20 protein-coding genes and 1 tRNA gene are annotated in these 18,958 nt (G+C 63.0%); 10 read left to right on the top strand and 11 right to left on the bottom strand.

Going from position 1 to position 18,958, the window contains the following annotated elements; genetic code table 11:
- Nucleotides 1-20 precede the first annotated feature (20 nt).
- Nucleotides 21-470: an OsmC family protein gene (locus tag HGR_RS10355; RefSeq protein WP_006298186.1), complete on the bottom strand. Its 450-nt coding sequence runs from the start codon at nt 468-470 to the stop codon at nt 21-23.
- A 149-nt stretch (nt 471-619) separates the two neighbouring features.
- On the opposite strand from HGR_RS10355, the gene ilvA reads away from it, so the two are divergent.
- Together ilvA and HGR_RS18095 are read left to right on the top strand one after the other, a co-directional pair.
- Nucleotides 620-2,191: a threonine ammonia-lyase, biosynthetic gene (gene ilvA, locus HGR_RS10350; protein ID WP_006298185.1), complete on the top strand. Its 1,572-nt coding sequence runs from the start codon at nt 620-622 to the stop codon at nt 2,189-2,191.
- Nucleotides 2,192-2,503: 312 nt separating this feature from the next.
- Nucleotides 2,504-3,226 carry an alpha/beta hydrolase gene (locus HGR_RS18095; protein ID WP_006298184.1) on the top strand — a complete coding sequence of 241 codons (723 nt, stop codon included), beginning with the start codon at nt 2,504-2,506 and terminating at the stop codon, nt 3,224-3,226.
- A 294-nt stretch (nt 3,227-3,520) separates the two neighbouring features.
- Here HGR_RS18095 and HGR_RS10340 read toward each other — a convergent pair whose 3' ends face one another.
- Nucleotides 3,521-3,841, bottom strand: a complete 321-nt coding sequence (locus HGR_RS10340; protein WP_006298183.1) for an HU family DNA-binding protein — start codon at nt 3,839-3,841, stop codon at nt 3,521-3,523.
- Here HGR_RS10340 and HGR_RS18090 point away from each other — a divergent pair.
- The gene (locus HGR_RS18090) at nt 3,828-3,983 is read left to right on the top strand and encodes a hypothetical protein (protein ID WP_406564776.1); all 156 of its coding nucleotides are present in this window, start codon (nt 3,828-3,830) and stop codon (nt 3,981-3,983) included. The two genes, HGR_RS10340 and HGR_RS18090, sit on opposite strands and share 14 nt — an antisense overlap.
- 142 nt (nt 3,984-4,125) lie before the next feature.
- Here the strand turns inward: HGR_RS18090 and HGR_RS10335 are convergent, their stop codons facing one another.
- Nucleotides 4,126-4,947: an endonuclease gene (locus HGR_RS10335; RefSeq protein ID WP_138922479.1), complete on the bottom strand. Its 822-nt coding sequence runs from the start codon at nt 4,945-4,947 to the stop codon at nt 4,126-4,128.
- Nucleotides 4,948-5,294: 347 nt separating this feature from the next.
- Between HGR_RS10335 and HGR_RS10330 the strand changes: the two genes are divergently transcribed.
- The 4 genes from HGR_RS10330 (at nt 5,295) to HGR_RS10315 (ending at nt 8,381) form a co-directional block, all read left to right on the top strand.
- Nucleotides 5,295-6,197 (top strand): glutamate ABC transporter substrate-binding protein, encoded by a 903-nt coding sequence (locus tag HGR_RS10330; RefSeq protein ID WP_039853183.1) that lies wholly within the window; start codon nt 5,295-5,297, stop codon nt 6,195-6,197.
- A gap of 14 nt (nt 6,198-6,211) precedes the next feature.
- On the top strand, nt 6,212-6,874 hold the full coding sequence (locus HGR_RS10325; protein WP_006298180.1) for an amino acid ABC transporter permease: 663 nt from the start codon (nt 6,212-6,214) through the stop codon (nt 6,872-6,874).
- Nucleotides 6,871-7,671, top strand: coding sequence for an amino acid ABC transporter permease (locus HGR_RS10320; protein WP_006298179.1), 801 nt, complete (start codon nt 6,871-6,873; stop codon nt 7,669-7,671). The genes HGR_RS10325 and HGR_RS10320 overlap by 4 nt, the downstream gene beginning before the upstream one ends.
- Nucleotides 7,672-7,754: 83 nt before the next feature.
- Complete coding sequence (locus HGR_RS10315) at nt 7,755-8,381, top strand: DUF6151 family protein (protein ID WP_319946213.1); 627 nt, start codon at nt 7,755-7,757, stop codon at nt 8,379-8,381.
- A 74-nt stretch (nt 8,382-8,455) separates the two neighbouring features.
- Here HGR_RS10315 and HGR_RS10310 read toward each other — a convergent pair whose 3' ends face one another.
- The gene (locus HGR_RS10310; protein ID WP_006298177.1) at nt 8,456-9,292 is read right to left on the bottom strand and encodes an LOG family protein; all 837 of its coding nucleotides are present in this window, start codon (nt 9,290-9,292) and stop codon (nt 8,456-8,458) included.
- A 331-nt stretch (nt 9,293-9,623) separates the two neighbouring features.
- Here HGR_RS10310 and HGR_RS10305 point away from each other — a divergent pair, with 331 nt between their 5' ends.
- Complete coding sequence (locus HGR_RS10305; RefSeq protein ID WP_039853192.1) at nt 9,624-10,283, top strand: phosphatase PAP2 family protein; 660 nt, start codon at nt 9,624-9,626, stop codon at nt 10,281-10,283.
- A 20-nt stretch (nt 10,284-10,303) separates the two neighbouring features.
- Here HGR_RS10305 and HGR_RS10300 read toward each other — a convergent pair whose 3' ends face one another.
- Together HGR_RS10300 and HGR_RS10295 are read right to left on the bottom strand one after the other, a co-directional pair.
- The gene (locus HGR_RS10300; protein ID WP_006298175.1) at nt 10,304-10,669 is read right to left on the bottom strand and encodes a hypothetical protein; all 366 of its coding nucleotides are present in this window, start codon (nt 10,667-10,669) and stop codon (nt 10,304-10,306) included.
- Nucleotides 10,670-10,726: 57 nt separating this feature from the next.
- Nucleotides 10,727-11,731, bottom strand: a complete 1,005-nt coding sequence (locus HGR_RS10295; protein WP_006298174.1) for a zinc-dependent alcohol dehydrogenase family protein — start codon at nt 11,729-11,731, stop codon at nt 10,727-10,729.
- Nucleotides 11,732-11,922: 191 nt separating this feature from the next.
- Here HGR_RS10295 and HGR_RS10290 point away from each other — a divergent pair, with 191 nt between their 5' ends.
- A complete protein-coding gene (locus HGR_RS10290) occupies nt 11,923-12,783 on the top strand; it encodes a helix-turn-helix domain-containing protein (RefSeq protein WP_006298173.1) in 861 nt (286 codons plus the stop codon).
- Nucleotides 12,784-12,841: 58 nt separating this feature from the next.
- On the opposite strand, the gene HGR_RS10285 is transcribed toward HGR_RS10290, so the two are convergent.
- Nucleotides 12,842-12,919 (bottom strand) — tRNA-Met (locus HGR_RS10285).
- Between the two features lie 110 nt (nt 12,920-13,029).
- Here HGR_RS10285 and miaB point away from each other — a divergent pair.
- Nucleotides 13,030-14,421, top strand: a complete 1,392-nt coding sequence (miaB, locus tag HGR_RS10280; RefSeq protein WP_006298172.1) for a tRNA (N6-isopentenyl adenosine(37)-C2)-methylthiotransferase MiaB — start codon at nt 13,030-13,032, stop codon at nt 14,419-14,421.
- A 4-nt stretch (nt 14,422-14,425) separates the two neighbouring features.
- On the opposite strand, the gene HGR_RS10275 is transcribed toward miaB, so the two are convergent.
- The 4 genes from HGR_RS10275 to xylG all read right to left on the bottom strand — a co-directional run bounded on the left by HGR_RS10275 (nt 14,426) and on the right by xylG (nt 18,912).
- On the bottom strand, nt 14,426-15,343 hold the full coding sequence (locus HGR_RS10275; RefSeq protein WP_006298171.1) for an SMP-30/gluconolactonase/LRE family protein: 918 nt from the start codon (nt 15,341-15,343) through the stop codon (nt 14,426-14,428).
- Nucleotides 15,321-16,088: an SDR family NAD(P)-dependent oxidoreductase gene (locus HGR_RS10270; protein ID WP_006298170.1), complete on the bottom strand. Its 768-nt coding sequence runs from the start codon at nt 16,086-16,088 to the stop codon at nt 15,321-15,323. The genes HGR_RS10275 and HGR_RS10270 overlap by 23 nt, the downstream gene beginning before the upstream one ends.
- 65 nt (nt 16,089-16,153) lie before the next feature.
- Nucleotides 16,154-17,347, bottom strand: a complete 1,194-nt coding sequence (locus HGR_RS10265) for a sugar ABC transporter permease (protein WP_006298169.1) — start codon at nt 17,345-17,347, stop codon at nt 16,154-16,156.
- Complete coding sequence (gene xylG / locus HGR_RS10260) at nt 17,344-18,912, bottom strand: D-xylose ABC transporter ATP-binding protein (RefSeq protein ID WP_454550583.1); 1,569 nt, start codon at nt 18,910-18,912, stop codon at nt 17,344-17,346. Before xylG ends, HGR_RS10265 begins: the two co-directional genes overlap by 4 nt.
- Nucleotides 18,913-18,958: the final 46 nt, after the last annotated feature.

Below are 18,958 nucleotides of genomic sequence, written 5' to 3'. Positions count from 1 at the left end.
AAAGAAATCGCCCCAAAAACTCAGGCTTCCTTCAATTCGAAGCTCGTCGTGATCTCCGCCGTCTTGCCCAGCATGATAGTGGCCGAGCAGTACTTGTCGTGCGACAGCGCGATCGCGCGTTCCACCGCCGTTTCGGGGATGCCTTTGCCCGTCACCGTGAAATGCAGGTGAATCTTGGTGAACACCTTCGGGTCCGTGTCCGCCCGTTCGCTGGTCAGCTTGACCGTGCAGCCGCGCACATCGTGCCGCCCGCGCTTGAGGATCAGCACCACGTCATAAGCGGTGCAGCCGCCCGCACCCGCCAGCACCGTCTCCATCGGGCGCGGCGCCAGGTTCTGACCGCCGTTTTCGGGCTTGGCCGCATCCGGCGCGCCGTCCATCATCAGGACGTGGCCGCTGCCTGTTTCGGCCACGAAACCCATGCCCGAGCGCGTGCCGCTCGCGCCCGTCCAGCTCACCGTGCATTCCATTGCTTGTTTCCTTGTCAAAATGGGGGCTTAGGCCACCTGCCTTGCCCTGCGTTGACGCGAATTATCCCTGCGCCACCGCCCTGCCCGCGCACCCCCCAGCGGACAGCCCTGGTCCCACCGACGTCTCTCTGAGCAGAATCGCCCCACGCATGAAAACCGTAAAAGTCCCCGCCCGCGCGCCACGCCCCCTGACCCCCGCCGACTACCTGCAGAAAATCCTGAACGCCCGCGTCTACGACGTGGCGGTGGAAACCTCGCTGGACAAGGCCAAGACCCTCAGCCGCCGCCTGCACAACACCGTGCTGCTCAAGCGCGAGGACCAGCAACCCGTGTTCAGCTTCAAGTTGCGCGGCGCCTACAACAAGCTGGCCAACCTCACGCCCGAGCAGCTGAAGAAAGGCGTGATCTGCGCCTCCGCCGGCAACCACGCGCAAGGTGTGGCGCTGGGGGCGAGCAAGCTGGGCGCGCGTGCCGTGATCGTGATGCCGACCACCACGCCGCAGGTCAAGATCGAGGCCGTGCGCGCGCTCGGCGGTGAAGTGGTGCTGCAGGGTGACAGCTACTCCGACGCCTACGCCCATGCGATGACGCTGCAGAAGAAGAATGGCCTCACCTTCGTCCATCCCTTCGACGACCCGGACGTGATCGCGGGCCAGGGCACGGTGGCGATGGAGATGCTGCGTCAGCACCAGGGACCGCTGGACGCGGTCTTCGTCGCCATCGGCGGGGGCGGGCTGATCGCGGGCGTGGCCGCCTACATCAAGACCGTGCGGCCCGAGGTCAAGGTGATCGGCGTGCAGACGCAGGACTCCTGCGCGATGATGCAGTCCGTGAAAGCGGGCAAGCGCCTGATGCTGCCCGACGTGGGCTTGTTCTCGGACGGCACCGCGGTCAAACAGGTGGGCGAGGAAACCTTCCGCCTCGCGAGGAAACTGGTGGATGGCTACATCACGGTGGACACCGACGCCGTGTGCGCCGCCATCAAGGACGTTTTCGTCGACACGCGCTCCATCGTCGAACCGGCGGGCGCGCTGGCCGTGGCGGCCATCAAGCAATACGTGGCCGAACACAAGACCAAGGGACAGACCTACGCGGCCATCCTCTGCGGCGCGAACATGAACTTCGACCGCCTGCGCTTCGTCGCCGAGCGCGCCGAAGTGGGTGAGGCGCGTGAAGCCCTGTTCGCCGTCACCATGCCCGAGGAGCGCGGCAGCTTCCGCCGCTTCTGCGAAGTGGTGGGCCAGCTGCCCGGCGGGCCGCACAACGTGACCGAGTTCAACTACCGCATCAGCGACGCGAAGAAGGCGCATGTGTTCGTGGGCCTGACCACGAGCGCGGCCGGCGAAAGCAGCAAGATCGCGGCGAACTTCAAGCGCAACGGCTTCACCACCTTGGACATCTCGCACGACGACTTGGCGCAGGAGCACCTCCGCCATCTCGTCGGCGGCCGTTCGGCCCTGGCCAAGGACGAACGCCTGCTGCGCTTCACCTTCCCCGAGCGACCGGGCGCCTTGCTGAAGTTCCTGAGCCTGATGCAGCCCAACTGGAACATCAGCCTCTTCCATTACCGCAACCAAGGCGCGGACTACGCGCGCACGCTGGTCGGACTGCAAGTGCCCAAGTCAGACGACAAGGCCTTCAAGCAATTCCTTGCCACGCTGGGTTACGCGCATGTGGAAGAGACCCTCAATCCGGCCTATCAACTGTTCTTGCAGGCTTGAGCGGTCGACGGGATCAGATTTGTTCCGAGCAATTAAAGTCGAAAACAGGTTAATAAAGTCGAAAACAAGGGCCGCGGTTTTATGCGGCCTGGCGGGGATGATCCGAGTTTTTGCTGAAGTCGAAAACAGCCCTCCAGCATTGGTGCGGCTTAGCGGGCGTTTATGTCGCCTGCTGGTCGTTATTCAATCGGAGGTTTTCGGATCAATTGCCCGTTTCGGGCAGGAATCGCGCAACGCGCGGGCGGCCAAGTCCGTAAGGACATGGGTGTAGATCATCGTCGTGTTCAATAGTTAGGCATCAAGAACCAGGCCATGCAGTCCGTAGAGACTCTCGAATTCGAGGTGGCGTACCGGCACACCGTGGTTGTGGGAGACCGTTGGACGCCGCCGAGAGCCACTCGCACAGCCATGCTCCTTCATGGAGGTGGAAGCTCGACAGCGGAGGGATTTCGAGAGTTGCGTACCTTTCTCTATGTGCAAGGCATAGAGACAGTAAGTTTTGACTTTGTCGGGCACGGCCGCACGGGAGGGCAGCAATCGGGCACCACGTTGGAGGAGCGTGTGCAGCAGGCCCTGCAAGTCGTCAGCTCTCAACAACTGTCGCCCTCAACCCTCACGCTTATCGGTTTCAGTATGGGCGCCTACATTGCCGCAAAAACGACTGCTGAGATGCCAGTGTCTCGTCTTTGCCTCGCGATACCCGCAGCCTATTCAGCGCAGGCGTACAAAGTGCCGTTTGGGCCACAGTTCAGTCACATACTGCGCACGCCTCGCAGCTGGGCTGACTCCGATGCATTTGAGCTCATACACCACTACACCGGACACCTGCTTGTTGTTTCAGCAGAAAAAGACAACGTGGTTCCGCCGGAGATTGCTCAGCGGTACTCCTGCGGAGGTACCGACCGAGCCTCCACGGTGCACCATGTCGTCAGACACTCCGGCCATCACCTCATAGACCACTGCGCGCGTGAGCCACACGCCAGGATCGAGCTCTACTCGGAAATCGCCACCCTATGCCAACGCGATGATGGCTAACACCTCGCTGAGTCACTGAAACGCTGCGGCGGGCGGATTAGCTCGAACGTAAAAGGTCTGAACCTCCTCTGCCAGTTGGCGACCGCTATGTGGCTGCAACAGCCCTCTCAGCATTGCATAGCGACCGGCAGCAACCGTCGCCGCTATGCAGACGCCGCGCTGTTTGCTAGAAACCCGGAAAGGAATGTTTTCGACTTCTCGGAAACGGTCCATGAAGTCGATAGTCCACAAAACCGCGGCAATGCGAGAGGCTTGTTTTCGACTTTAATTGCCAAGAACAAGTGGCGGGTTAGATCAGAGCGCCGCGTCCTTGAGCTTCTTCAAGGCGCGGGCCTTGATGCGCACGGTCGCGGGCTTGGCGGCGAACACTTGTTCTTCCTTCGTGAAGGGGTTGATGCCCTTGCGCTTGGGCTTGGCGGGCACCTTCTGCACGCCGATCTTGAGCAGTCCGGGCAAGGTGAATTCGCCCGCGCCCTTCTTGTTGATCGCGCCCAGCATGGTGGCTTCCAAGGCGGCCAACACAGCCTTGACGGCCTTGGGCTCGACACCCGCTTGCTCAGCCAGATGGCTGGCGAGCGCGCCCTTGGTGAAGGTGTCCTTGATGGGACGCACCACGGCTGTGGCGGGAGCCTTTGCGGTTTTCTTCGCAGCGGAGGAGGAAGACTTTTTCTTTGCAGTTGCCATGTTTCTGAACTCAGTTGTTGTGAATGGAATGTTTCACGCAACGCGGCATGGGGCCGATGTGCGTGATCTTTGATTCTATCGAGGCAAATACGCGGTCTCGCTCCACGAATTTCAGCTCGGCGCGAAGATTGAGAAATCCTACCGATCGTTCGTACCGTTGATCCCGTACCGTTGATCCCGTGCGGTTGATCATTGGATCATCTCCAACTACTGCGTCACACGGGCTCGATCTTGAGAGTCCCGAGCAGGATGGGCCGCACCAGGATCTTGTAGGTGTCCAGGTCAAAGCCATGGCGTTCATGCGCCGTGAAGGTGTTTGTCTTGGAGCACCAGGTCCCCAGAAACCGCCAACCCTGGATGCGATGGCGCTGAGTCCACCCATCCGTCTGTTCCACCAGATCAACCGCGCCTGCATAAGGCCACGCCTGTACCTTGTGGTCCTGAAGCGCCGAGCGCAAGCGCTGGTCATGCGCACTGCGATCCTCCTTGCCCACGCAGGCGCCTAGACAGGTTTTGAGCTGAAGCCCAAAGCAACCCCGTCGACTGATCTTCTCCAGTCCCAGCAAGCCCATGCACAGGCGATGTTGCTGCGCCAGCTCTCGCAGCTTTTCCTTGGCCGCGTGAACAGACCCAAACAGACCGTAGAGATTGTCCGCACCCGCGATTTCGGTGTCGTGGCCAGAGACGATCTCAGGGATGAGGACCGAGCCAGATTCGTCCAAACGGATCGAACACAGCGTTTTTTGACGCCGCAAGCGGATGTTGTAGAGCGGGCAAAGCTTCTTGATGAGATGCGCTTCCAACAGCAATGCACCCATCTCACCGGCGGTTTCGATGAAGTCAATGCGTTGGGTCTGGGCCATCATCTCCGCCTCGTCCTCGGCGCGGATGTGAGACAGAACTCGGCTGCGGATATCCACGCTCTTGCCGATGTACAAAGGAAGCGTGCCACTGCCCCAGAAGAAGTACACACCCGACCTGCGCGGCAACCCCTCCAGCATGGCGGTATCGATAGAGCGAGAAACAGGCGCTTGCATGACGATCGAACCTAGCTCAGTGCAAACTGATGAAGGCGGCGCGTGACACCGCTCAAGAGCACGAACCCCTGGCCCTGCGGGGCCACTGGGGATGGTTGGGTGGGATTTTCTGCGATCAACTCACACCTGCTCACATCAGTGCGTTTGAAACCGACGGTTGCCTGGCAGCGGCAAGGAAACCCAGGGCGTGGTCGGCATCGCCCACCTAAGGACGTTGATGCCCCCGAACTCTCGCGGATCAAGCTCAAGACCATAGCGAGACAATGGGAGGTACGCCCCGTGACCCACCCGCGCCCTCCATCGCTGCGATATATTGCTTCACGCAACACACCCCTCAAGAGGACTGCATGTCGATGAAATCCATTCTGAAAACCGCTGTGGTGACGCTGGTGCTCGTCTCCGGTGGTTCGCTGTACGCACAAGGCACGCCGATCAACGCCGCGGCGTTCGACGCGCTGATTGCGCAAGGGCCAGTCGCCAGCGCGGCGACCATTCGCTCAAATGCTTGGGCCAGCAAGATCAAGCAGGCTGGCACGCTGCGGCTGGGCGGCTTGCAAACTTCGAATCTGTTCTCGCTGCTCAACGAGAAAGACGGCAAGACCCGCGGCTTCGACGCCGGTCTGGCCCAGCTCATCACGCGCTACATCCTGGGCGATGGGGCCAAGGTCCAGTTCACGCAAGTGACTTCGTCCACACGCGAGCAGGTACTCATCAACGATCAGGTGGACATGGTGATCGCCACCTACTCCATCACCCCCGCCCGCACCGAGAAGATTTCCTTCGCAGGCCCCTACTACAGCTCGCAAGCCGGCGTGCTGGTCAAGGCCAACAATAAGACGATCCAGTCGTACAACGATCTGGCCGGCAAGAAGGTGGCCACGCAAGCTGGCTCCACGGGGCCGACGATCCTGGCGCAGTACGCGCCCAAGGGCGTCGTGCAAGAGTTCCAAACGCACCAGGAGGCATTGGACGCACTGCGCCAGGGACGCGTGGACGCCTACGTGACCGACTACACGCTGCTACTCAACGCCTTGAGCCTCGGGACCGGGGACGCGAAGCTCGCAGGCGCGCCCTTTGGCGCACAGGACAGCTATGGGGTTGGTCTGCCCAAGGGCTCGGACGGCGTGGCCTTCATCAATGATTTCCTGAAGAAGTTGGAGGCCGACGGCACCTGGGCCAAACTCTGGACGGTTTCCATCGGACAGCGCACCGGCAGCACGGCCGTTCCCACGCCGCCCGCCATCCCTTGAACGCAATGTGAACCATGGGCGATGTTCCCAGGCTCCTGGCCGACCACGGGCCTGCCTTCGGGCAGGCCCTTTTCCTGACATGGAAGCTCACGATCGTTTCGTTCGTGCCCGGCTTTTTGCTGGGCATGATCGTGACGGTGCTTCGGCTCCTGCCTCTGCCGCCGCTGCGCTTCGTTTTGAACGTCTACGTCGAGATCTTCCGCAACATTCCCAGTGTCGCGCTGCTGATCTTCATTGTGTTCGCCTTGCCCGATCTCGAAGTGGTGATCGACTATGAACCCAGCGTGATCCTGACCTTGACGCTGGTCTGCTCGGCGTTCACGGCGGATTACCTGCGTTCGGGCATCAACACCATCCCCGGCGGTCAAATCGAGGCCGCACTCAGCCTGGGTATGCGGCCCATGCAGATCATCTTTGCCTTGGTCTTGCCACAGGCACTGCGCGCGGTGGTGCAGCCGATGACCTCGCTGCTCATCGCGCTGATGTTGTCGACCTCACTGGCATCGCAGGTACCGCTTCCAGGCCGGGAACTCACGGCACTCGTGTCCAAGATCGCGACGGACTCCGCGGCGGGCTTGGCCGCGTTCGCGGTGGCGGCCGCGATGTACGTGGTGACCGGGTTGCTGATCGCCTGGGCAGGCGCGACCCTGGAAAAGAAGGTGCGAATACTGCGATGAGCCGCCCGCTGGAAGAGATCCTCTTTGCCTCGCCCAGCCCCAAGGCTCTGGCACTCACGCGTACGGCAAGCGTCATCGCGGCGATGGTGCTGATCCTGCTGGCTGCAGGTACCGTGTTCCGGTTCCATTCCGCCGGGCAGCTCGACGCCCGATTCTGGGAGTTCTTTGCTTGGCCGACGACCTGGGCCTTCCTGGGCCAGGGCCTGCTGGGCACGCTGGCATCGGCGGCGATGGCCGCCGTCATCGCCTTGACCCTCGGCTTGTTGCTGTTGCTAGGACGCTTGGCGCGACTGCGACTCCTGCGTTGGCCCAGCATTGCGGTGATCGAATTTCTGCGAAGCACGCCAACACTGCTGCTGATCTATGTGTGCTTCCTGGCGCTGCCGCAAGCCGGCATCAAGCTGAGCACCTACTGGATGTTGACGCTACCCGTCGGTCTGAGCGCAGCCGCAGTAGTGGCCGAGGTGTACCGCGCCGGCGTGCTTGCCGTTCCCCGCGGCCAGACCGATGCCGCGCGTAGCCTTGGGCTGACCGACACCCAGGTTTTCTTTCATGTCGTTTTTCTCCAGGCCCTGCGCTACATCGTCCCGGCACTGGTCGCGCAATTGGTCATCGTCGTCAAGGACACCACCTTCGGCTACATCGTTACCTACGGTGAACTCTTGCAGAACGCCAAAGTTCTGATCGCCAATTACCATTCCCTGGTCCCGGTGTACCTCGTTGTGGCGCTGCTTTACTGTCTCGTGAACTACGCGATATCGTGGGCCAGCCAACGCCTGGGCCGTCCGATGCACTGAGCATCACCCGGGCGGCTCAGGCACCCGATCAACTGCAGCCAATTAGAAGCTGCAACTAAACTTTCAGCTGAGTTCGACTGCACATGCTCAGTGCCCCTGAACAGAAAGACTGCTCCATGGAAATTCAGTGTGAATGCGGAAAATTTCGGGCCAAGCTCCATGGTTTGCCCCGCAACACGCCCGGTCGTCTCGTCTGCTATTGCGAAGATTGCCAGATGTACTTGCGGCACCTGCGTCGCACGGATCTGCTGGACGCGAACGGTGGAACGGAGGTCATCCCCGCGTATCCCGCGGACGTGGAGATCTTGCAGGGCCGTGAGCATCTGCGGTGCACGCGGCTGACGGCCACCGGAACTTACCGTTTTTCCACCTCATGCTGCAACACACCCGTGGTCAACACGCGCCCTGGCGAACCTTGGGCCGGCTTTCTGCGATGCGTCTACACGGCCGGAGAAACACGCGCACTCGATCCGGCACTCGGGCAGGTTCGCAGCCGGATCATGGGACGTGACGCCCAGGGCACACCCCCCGCGGGCACCCCCGAAAAATTCAATCTCAAAGCTGTGTTGACCGTGCTGCCGTTCATGTTGAAAGGCAAGATCCTCGGGAAATCCAAGGCCTCCCCGTTCTTTGAGGACGATGGCCGCACCCCCATCGTCACACCCCGGGTGCTCACGCAAGCTGAGCGGCAGGCCGCGCGCGGCGCTTAGCCTTGGCCCGTTCGCCGACGCCCCTGCTCAGCACCGCGAAGGATCAGGAGCAGGGATGCGTCAGGGCGCTGTGCTCAAGGCAGTGCCAGGCGTTTTTCCAGTAATGGGATGAGGTCCACGGCGCGCTCCACATGCTCGAAGTGCTTCGTCACTTCGCCGGGGCGGACAGTTCCACGGCGGACCATGTCATCCAGCCTGTCGTAGAAACTTTTCCAGTGCACGTCCTTGTTCCCCACCAGGTAGATGGGCACGGCTTGCAGTTGCTCGCTCTTGGTCATCTCCAGGATCTGGAACAGTTCCCACTCGGTCCCGGTGCCTCCGGGACCGATCACGATGGCCGCGGAATGCAGGAACATGGCGTACTCGCGGATGCCGACGCTGGAAAAGATCAGGCCATCGGTGATCAGGTCCTGGCCCTTGTATTTCCAAAACACTTCGTTCGCGTCGCCCCGTGGCGCCGGGTCGTAATAGGTGGTGTAACCGATGCTCGGCCCCCCGGCCTTGAGAGCGCCGCGGTTGCCCGCCTCCATCAGCCCTGGCCCCGCCCCCGTCATCACCGGGTATTGCTTGCCATGCTTGCGGGTCCAGGACTCCGCGAAGGTCATCACGTCCGCATACAGCGCCTCGCTCTGCCGGGCCAGCACGGGGTCGGGCAATCGGCTGGTCTCACCGATGCGTGAACTGCCATAAATGGCAACAAAACCACCGGGGTACTTGGTGGTCTTGAAGTTCTGGGCACATTGCAAATCGCGGCTCAGGTCGGCCACGCTCAACTGGTTGTCCACCCCCTTGTACGGGCCGGTGTAGCTGGCGTTGGGCAGCGCACTGGAACAGTCCTGGGTGCTGGCACACCCGGCCAGAACAATGGCGCTGGCCAAGATGAGCAGGCGCGCAAACAGTGGCAACTTCATCAAACTCTCCATGGATGGCTGAATATGCGATTGGTTCGGGTCACTCGGGTGGGCCGGGGGCGCGCCGTTCCATGCAAGCAAGCTCCATACCCGTGATGGCGAAAGCGCCACGAATCCACGCAGGCGCTGGTTGCCTTGTTTCTTTTCGACTTTAATCGACCGAGGTACTTGCAGGGGCGCAACTGAGCACGTGGTTCTTTAAGGACGTCTTCATCAAGCACCCGCAGACTCTGAGGAACTTGCCCTAGGACAACCCATGCCAACCTGCTCTTCCATCCCCTCCCCCACTCGGACTCGCGCTTTCATCGCAGGCGGATTGCGCCGTTCTGTGTTGCCCACCCTGGTACTGGTGCTGTTCGCCAGCCTGATACCGAATGCCCGGGCGGCTGGCTGCAAGGGCGATGGCCCCAACGGAGGCATTCTGGGCATGGACCGCTGCGACGAATACGAAGCCAGTGGCATCTTCTCGCGCCGCAACCAGTTGCTGATCGACTCGCTGGTGATCGGCGGCACGGTCAGTTACGCGCTCTGGGAAGGCAACACCTCGCCAAACGGCCGCGTGGCCTGGCAAGCCGTGGACAGCATCGCCACCACCGCGGTCGTCACCGAGGCGATGAAGCGCACCTTCCAGCGTTCACGCCCCTCTGAAGCAGACAATCCCAACCAATGGCGGCAGGGTACGAACCATCGAAGTTTCCCCAGCGGAGAAACTGCGTTGATGGCCGCGTTTGTGACTCCCTTGATCATCGCGGGGCAAGCCAGGGCCGATGCCGATCCGGAAGGCGGCGTTTCACCTGCCTGGGGACTGGTGGCCCTGCCCATCTACATGGCGCGTGGGCGCGTCACCGCGCACGGGCACTGGCTGAGCGATGTGCTCGCCGGCGGCGCGATCGGCACGGGCATGGGCTATCTGTCCACGCAGCGGCAAACACCGCTCATCCTTCTACCCACGGGCGACGGCATTTTCGTCGGCCTGCGTTACCGGTTCTAGACAATGACGGCCCGAGGAAACTACTCCAGTATGAACTGGTAGTCCTTGACGATCAGGCCCTCGGCATCGAGCGCCAAAAACTCCAGACCTGCGGCCATCACCACGCCCGTCGCCGCGAGCACCATCTCCCAATGGAAGGTCACGACACCCGGCAATTGCTGCGCATCGCCAGAGATGCGGAACTGACAGCCCGCGTCGCGCACATTTTTTTCGTGGGACGCCTGCACGCGGCGCTCCAGTGCCTCATGGCCGAACACCTGCTGGGCTTTGACGAAATGGCGGCCATTGGCCGTCCAAAGTTGGGTGATGGCTGCTTTGCGCCGCATCGGGTCGATCTCATTCCAGAGGGCGGCATAGCGCTCGGCCAACTGTTGGGGATGGATCATGGGTGTTCCTTTGAATCTTGAATCGTGCAGGGACAGTGCGAGACGGCTTGTGCGCTGTCACTCGCTGGTGATGACCACCTTGCCCACGTGCTTCTGGGCGGCGAAGTGCTCGTAAGCCAGGCGTGCCTCGTCGAAGCTGAATGCGCGGTCGATCACGGGTTCCAGCCGATGCTGGCCGATGGCGCGGTTCATGCTCACGAAGCTCGCGCGGCTGCCGACGAACACGCGGCGGATCGTCACCAAACCTCGCAGCGCCGAGGCGTCCAAGGCACCGGCTCCCAAGGCAGCCACCAGCGCCACTTCAGCATTGGCCGCGCAGGCGGCCAGAGACTGCGGCAAGGTATCGATGGCGCCCGTCTCCACGACATGGTCAACGCCCGCTCCCTGCGTCAGACGGCGAACCTCATTCGCCCAATCGGGATGCTGGGTGCGATCGACCACCTCGTCCGCGCCCAAGCTGCGCAACACCGCCACCTTCTGCGAGCTCGACGTGATGCCAATCACACGCGCCCCCAGGGTCTTGGCGAACTGCAGTGCGAACAACGCGACACCGCCGGTCCCGAGGGTCAAGACTGTGTCACCGGACATGAGCGACCGGCCTCCCGTCAGCGCGTTCCAGGCGGTGACCGCAGCGCAAGGCAAGGTGCTACCTTGTTCGTAACTCAGGTGCGCGGGCAGATGGACCCACGCCGAGGCATCGGCGACCACGCAGTCGGCCAGCATGCCATCCCGCTGGCAACCGAACTGGTCCATCGCCATCGGCATCTCAAGCCTGCCGGCTTGCCAGCGTGGGAAGTAACAGGCCGCGACGCGGTCACCGACATTCATTGACGTCACCCCCGCGCCCAGCGCCACGACTTCGCCTGCGCCGTCCGAGAGCGGAACCACGCCGCGCAGGGCCGGGAAGGCGTAGCGCTGGCGCTGGATGAGCACATCACGGTAGTTCAGCGCGCGCGCATGGATCTTGACCAGCACCTGGCCATGGCCTGGCTGCGGCACAGGCTGATCGTGCAGAACAAGCCCATCAAGGCTGTCAAATTCGTCCATTCGGTAAGCGCGCATCGGTATCGTGACCTTTCCTTGAATCGGGGTTGAAAGACGGATTGACCATGGATTGACCATGGATTGAATTGGATGGAAGACTTGGATGGAAAACCGTCGACACCTGCGCAGTGTGGTTCTTGGACGGCTGCGCGTCGATTACGCCCAGGTAATGGGCCACCCCGCCCGACCTCGGTTAGCATGATTGCGCCATGGACACCCGCACGTACCCAGCCCCACCCGCCATCGGCGAGCAGTTGCGGACCTGGCGGGAACGGCGGCACCTGAGTCAACTGGCGCTGGCGGTGCAAGCGGAGGTCTCCTCGCGCCACCTGAGCTTCATCGAGACCGGACGCGCGCAGCCTGGGCGAGAGCTGATCCTGCGACTGGCCGACGAATTGGACATCCCGCTGCGCGAGCGCAATGACCTGTTGATCGCCGCCGGTTTCGCGCCCGTTTTTCAGGCTCGCAACTTCGAGGATGCCGCGTTCGACTCGCTGCGCGCCATCGTGGATCTGACGCTGGAACGCCACAAACCCTTTCCCGCCTACCTGATCGACAGGCACTGGAACATCATCCGCTCCAACGCCGCGGTGCCCGCGCTGTTCGAGGGGGTTGACGCGGCGCTGCTGCGCCCGCCGGTGAATGTGATTCGCCTGGTCTTGCACCCGGGCGGTATGGCCCCGCGCATCCTCAACCTCGCCGCTTGGCGCTCGCACTACCTGCACCTGCTGCGGCGCCAGATTCAGATGACAGCCGACCCGCAATTGGAGGCCCTGCTGCGCGAGACGCTGGCCTACCCCATCGGCAAGCACGATGCATGGAACGGAAGCGACAGCCCCAGCCTGCCGCTGATCGTGCAAACCCGCCTGGGCCAACTTTCTTTCATCGGGGCCACGACGGTGTTTGGCAGCCCCGCCGATGTCACGCTGGAAGAAGTCGCGCTGGAAGTCTTGCACCCCGCGGATGCCCACACGGAGCAAGCAGTGCAAGCGGCGGCGGCAGGAACAGGGCAGGGCCACGAGCCACGAGCGCTAAGACGGGCACTAAGACTGGAACTAAAAAGGCCGTAAACGCCGCGCGCCCCAAACAAAAAGCCAGCCGTCTCACGACGGCTGGCTTTATCTATCTTGGTGGAGGTGGGCGGGGTTGAACCGCCGACCTCAGGGTTATGAATCCTGCGCTCTGACCAAACTGAGCTACACCTCCAAGAGCCGAGCATTATAGCCCAATCCCAAACGCCGCCGTGCAGGCGCGCCACCGCCCCGGTATCATCGCGGGTTCGCTTTCGTCTATGACCCAGCCTCTGGATACACACCATGAACCGCTCGGACTCCCCTGCTCCTGCCCCCGCGCCGACGGCGCCCGCCAAGAAGGTCTTCATCAAGACCTTCGGCTGCCAAATGAACGAGTACGACTCGGACAAGATGGCCGACGTGTTGGGCGCCGCCCAGGGATATGAAAAAACCGACGACGTGGAGCAGGCCGACCTGATCCTCTTCAACACCTGCTCCGTGCGCGAGAAGGCGCAAGAAAAGGTCTTTTCCGACCTGGGCCGGGTGCAGCACCTCAAAGCCAAGGGCGTGAAGATCGGCGTGGGCGGCTGTGTCGCCAGCCAGGAAGGCGAGGCCATCATCGCCCGCGCGCCCTACGTGGACGTGGTCTTCGGCCCGCAGACCCTGCACCGCTTGCCTGAATTGCTCAACGCACGCGAGGCCACGCGTCGCCCCCAAGTCGACATCAGCTTCCCCGAAATCGAGAAGTTCGACCACCTGCCGCCCGCGCGCACCGAGGGTGCGAGTGCCTTCGTCAGCATCATGGAAGGCTGCTCCAAGTACTGCAGCTACTGCGTGGTGCCCTATACGCGCGGCGAGGAAGTGCATCGCCCGCTGGACGACGTGCTGACCGAGGTGGCCGGCCTGGCCGCGCAAGGCGTGAAGGAAATCACGCTGCTGGGCCAGAACGTGAACGCCTGGGTCAAGGACGGTCTGGACTTCGCGGGTCTGATCGAGCTGGTGTCCGAAATGCCGGGCATCGAGCGCATCCGCTACACCACCAGCCACCCCAAGGAATTCACGCCGCGCCTGATCGAGGCCTACGCGCGCATCCCGAAGCTGGTGAGCCACCTGCACCTGCCCGTGCAGCACGGCAGCGATCGCATCCTGATGGCGATGAAACGCGGCTACACCGCGTTGGAGTACAAGAGCACGGTGCGCAAGCTGCGCGCCGCGCGCCCGGATCTGGCGCTGGCCACCGACCTGATCGTCGGGTTCCCCGGCGAGACCGAGGACGACCACGCCAAGACCCTGAAGCTGATCGAGGACATGGAGTTCGACAACAGCTTCAGCTTCATCTACAGCCCGCGCCCCGGCACGCCGGCGGCCAATCTGCAGGACGACACGCCGCACGACGTCAAGCTACGGCGCTTGCAGGAAGTTCAGGCCCTGATCGAGGGCAATATGCGTCGGCTAAGCCAGAAGCTGGTCGGCACGACACAGCGCATCCTGGTCGAAGGCCCTTCGCGCAAGAACCCGAATGAACTCACCGGCAAGACCGTCTGCAACCGCGCGGTGAACTTTGCGATGGGACCGGCCATGCAGGCCGCGCCCTCGCGGCTGATCGGCCAGATGGTGGACGTGAACATCACGCTGGCCTACCCACATTCGCTGCGCGGCGAAGTGCTGACGAAGGACATCGCCGCCCAGGCCTGAACCGTCAGAAGTCCAGCGGCACGGTGCAGGGGGTGGGCGCCAGCCCCGGCACATCCGTTTGGAACATGAAGAGGCCACCCGCCAGGGGCTGCTGCGCCAAAGCCGCTTCGTCCAAGCCCTTGCGCGCGGTGCTGACATAGACCGTGCGCAAGTCGTCGCCGCCGAACGCAAGCTTGGTGATGTTGGAACAAGGGAAGTGGACCGCGCCCAGAAGGCCGCCGTCCGGCGAGAAACGCTCGATGCGCCCGCCGCCAAACAGCGCGACCCACAGGCACCCCTCGCGATCGACCGCCATGCCATCGGGATACCCGCTGCCCGCGATGCGGGTGAACACCCGCTTGCGGCTCAGCACCCCCTCGGTTCCCACATCGAAGGCGTGCACGACGCGCCGCAGCGTGTCGTTGTGATAGAGCGTCGCACCGTCGGGACTGAACGCCGGGCCGTTCGTGATCACATACGCCGTGTCACGCACGCTCAGCACGCCGTCGCGGCCGATGCGGTAGAGCACCCCGCTCGCTTCGGTTTCGGCGTCATCCATGGAACCGAACCAGAGTGCCCCTTCGGCGTCCACATGACCGTCGTTGAGTCGGTTGCCCGGCCGATCGGTCTCGACTGGCACACAGAGGCTGAATGTCCCGCTGCGTGGATCGAAACGATGCAGGCCCCCCTGCACACCGCAGACCAGACCCCCATCGGCATGCGGCAAGGCAAAACCGATCTGGCCCGGCGCCTCCCAATCGCGCCGCGCGCCAGTCACCGTGTCGAAACGATGCAGCTGGCGCTGCTTGATGTCGACGAAATAGACAGCGGCTTCCTGGGCATGCCAGACCACGCCTTCACCCAGGGTGGCGGCGACGGGCCAAAGGCATTGCGGGCGCGGTGGGTTCAACGCAATCACGTCAGCCGCCGTACCAGCCGGCATCGACGAAATACTCGCGCGCCGTGCAGCACTCCGCGTCATCGGATGACAGGAACAGCGCCATGCGGGCCACATGCAGTGGATCCACGCGCTTGTGCAGACACTGGGCGGCGAGCAGCTGGGCCTCGCTTTCGGGTGTTTGCCACAGCTTCATCTGGCGGGGCGTGCGGACCGCGCCGGGCACGATGCAGTTGACGCGGATGCCGTACCCACCCAGATCGCGCGCCAGGCCCCGCGTCATGCCCTCGATGCCCGCCTTGGCCGTCATGTAGATCGACAGATTCGCTTGGGCGAGGTACCAGGAGATCGAGCCCAGGTTCAGGATCACCCCGCGCCCCAGCCGTTTCATGCCGCCCATCACCGCCTGCGCACAGAAGTACTGATGCCGCAGGTTGACCTGAATGCGCTGGTCCCAGTAAGCGGCGCTGATGTCGCCGGGACGATGGCGATCGTCGTTGGCCGCGTTGTTGACGAGCACCTCGACTGGACCCGCCTGCTCCTCGATCTGGGCGAAGGTCGCGTTCAGCGCGTTGATGTCGGTCAGATCGCAGAAGCGAAACACGGGCGCGTTCCTGGAACCCGCCAGCGAGGAGGCCAAGGCCTCGGATTCCGGGCGCGCCACGTCCAGGAAAGTCACGCGCGCGCCTTGCTGGGCGTAGGCTTCCACGATGGACGCGCCGATGCCGCTGCCGCCGCCAGTCACCACCACGTTCTTGTCAAGCAGAGCTGGATAGATTGCGTAAGTCATGAGATCACTCTTCAGTTTCAGTCAGTCAAAAGCTGAAGTCAGGAAAGAACCGAGATACCGTCTGCTCAGAGACGGCTCGAACGCGACAGCACGTCAACCCACACCGCGAGCACCAGGATGGCGCCTTTGACGATCATCTGCCAGTAAGCATCGACGTCGAGCATGGACATGCCGTTGTCCAGGCTGGCCATCACCAGCGCGCCAATCAGCGCGCCATAGACGGTGCCGGAACCGCCACGCATCGAGGTGCCACCGATGAAGCAGGCCGCGATGGCGTCCAGCTCGCCCTGGGACCCCGCCGACGGCGAGCCCGCGGCCAGGCGCGCGGTGTTGATCATCCCGGCGAAGGCGCACATCAGCCCCATCAGACCAAACACCGCCAGCTTGACCCGGTCGGTGTTGATGCCCGACAGACGGGTGGCATCCAGATTGGAACCCACCGCGTAGATGCGCCGGCCAAACACCGTCTGCGTGGCGATCCAGGAAAAGACCCCCAGCATCACGAGCAGCAGCAGCACGGGCACCGGAATGCCGCCGTACTGGTCCAGCATGGTCATGAAAGCAGCGATCAGGACGCCGATGACGACGACCTTGGCGACGTCTTGCCAGACCGGGGCGACGGCCAGCTGATAGCGCTGCTGGCTGCGACGGCGCGTGACGGTCAGCGCAACCAGCAGCACAAACAGCAGCACCGCGAGGGCGTGGCCCAGCAGGCGCGGCAAGTAGCCCTGCCCGATGAAGACGAATTCCTCCGAGACCGGCGCGATGGTTGAACCGCCCGTCGCGCCCAGCAGGATGCCGCGGTAGGCCAGCATGCCACCCAGGCCGACGATGAAGGAGGGAATGCCGCCATAGGTGGACAGCCAGCCGTTGAACAGTCCGGCCGCCGTGCCGATCAGCAGCACCGTCGGCAGGGTGTACCAGATCGGCCAGCCGAAGGCCACGTCCAAGATGGCGGCCAACCCGCCCAGCAGGCCCAGCAAGGCACCGACCGACAAATCGATCTCGCCCGCGATGATCACGAAGACCATGCCGCAGGCCAGCATGCCGGTGATCGACATCTGGCGCAGCAGATTGGACACATTGCGCGGCGTGATGAAGGAGCCCTCGGTCATCACCGAGAAGAAGATCCAGATCACGGCCACCGCAATCAGCAAGGCCAGGATCTTGTAGCGCACGAACAGTTGTCGGTAACGCTGTGAGCCGCCGACCGCTTCTTGCGGCGCGGTGGCGGAATGAGTCAGGGTTTCGGAGCTCATGCTGCAATCACTTCACTGGGGGAGGAAGGCCGCGCCGGTTGGATCGCGGCCGTGAGGATGTCTTCCTGCGTCAGGTTGTCGTTGATGAAATCGCCACGCAGCTCACCCTCGCCGATCACCAGCACGCGATCACTCAGACCGAGCACTTCGGGCAGTTCGGACGAGACGACGATGATGGCCATGCCCTCGCGCGCGAGACGAAAAATCAGCTTGTAGATCTCGTACTTCGCGCCCACGTCGACGCCGCGCGTCGGTTCGTCGAGGATGAGCACGCGCGGGTGGGTCAGCAGCATGCGCGTGAGCACGGCCTTTTGCTGATTGCCGCCCGAGAGGCTGGCGATCGGCAGCATGGGATGCGCCGCGCGCACCGACAGCCGCAGCATTTCGGCGCGGATCGTGTCCCGTTCCGCCGACGCCTCGATGCGTCCGCCGTGCGCGAAGCGCTGCAGCACGGCCAGGGTGATGTTGTGCCCGACGCTCATCAGCGGCACGATGCCGTGATGCTTGCGGTCTTCCGGCACCATCGCGATGCCCGCGCGGATCGCGTCCAGCGGCGCGCGGATTCGAACGGGCTTGCCATCGAGCAGGACCTGGACGCGACTCGCGCCACGGTAGGCGCCAAAAATGGCCTGCATCAACTCGGTTCGTCCCGCGCCGACCAGTCCCGCCACGCCCAGAATTTCGCCACGGCGCAGCGTGAAGGACACATCGTCGACGCGCTTGCGGCGCGGGTTGTTGACATCGAGGCAGGTGACGTGGCGCGCCTCGAAGATGACCTCGCCGATGTCGTGCGGCTCGCGGGGAAACATGTTGCTGATTTCGCGTCCCACCATCTGCGTGATGATGCGGTCGGTGCTCAGCCCGCTCATCGGCGCAGTGACCACGTGATGACCATCTCGGATCACCGTGATGGTGTCGCACACGGCCTCGACCTCGTCGAGCTTGTGCGAGATGTAGACGCAGGCGATGCCGCGCTTCTTCAAGTCGCGCACGATGTCCAGGAGGATGCGCGTCTCGGTGGCAGTCAAGGAAGACGACGGCTCATCGAGGATCAGCAGCCTGGCCTGCTTGTTCAGCGCCTTGGCGATCTCGATCAGCTGCTGGTGCCCGCCGCCGTAGTTCATCACCGGCTGGGCCACGTTGATGCCATGGATGTTCAGTCCGCGCAGCAACTCGTCGGCGCGCTGGTACATCGCGTCGTAGTTCATGCGCCCACCTGGCAAGGTGATTTCGTTGCCCAGGAAAATGTTCTCGGCCACCGAAAGCTCGGGCACCAGCATCAGTTCCTGGTGGATGATGACGATGCCGGCCCGTTCCGTGTCGCGGATGCCACGTGCTTCGAGCGGCGCGCCGTCCCAGAGGATTTCTCCATCCCAGGTGCCGTGCGGGTAGACGCCCGAGAGCACCTTCATCAGCGTGGATTTTCCCGCGCCGTTCTCGCCACACAGGCCGACGCACTCACCCGGCATGACCGTCAGGTCGATGCCATCGAGCGCCTTGACACCCGCGAACGCCTTGACGATGCCACGCATCACCAGCAAAGGTTGTGTCATGTTTTTCTCCACGCGTGAAGCGCGGCGGGTGTGTCAGGCGACGCACCCGCCCTGCGAT

The organism is Hylemonella gracilis ATCC 19624 (assembly GCF_000211835.1).
In the GTDB taxonomy this organism is placed as follows: Bacteria; Pseudomonadota; Gammaproteobacteria; order Burkholderiales; family Burkholderiaceae_C; genus Hylemonella; species Hylemonella gracilis.
Note: the sequence above shows the minus strand (reverse complement) of the source record. Positions and strands in the feature narration are given on the sequence as shown.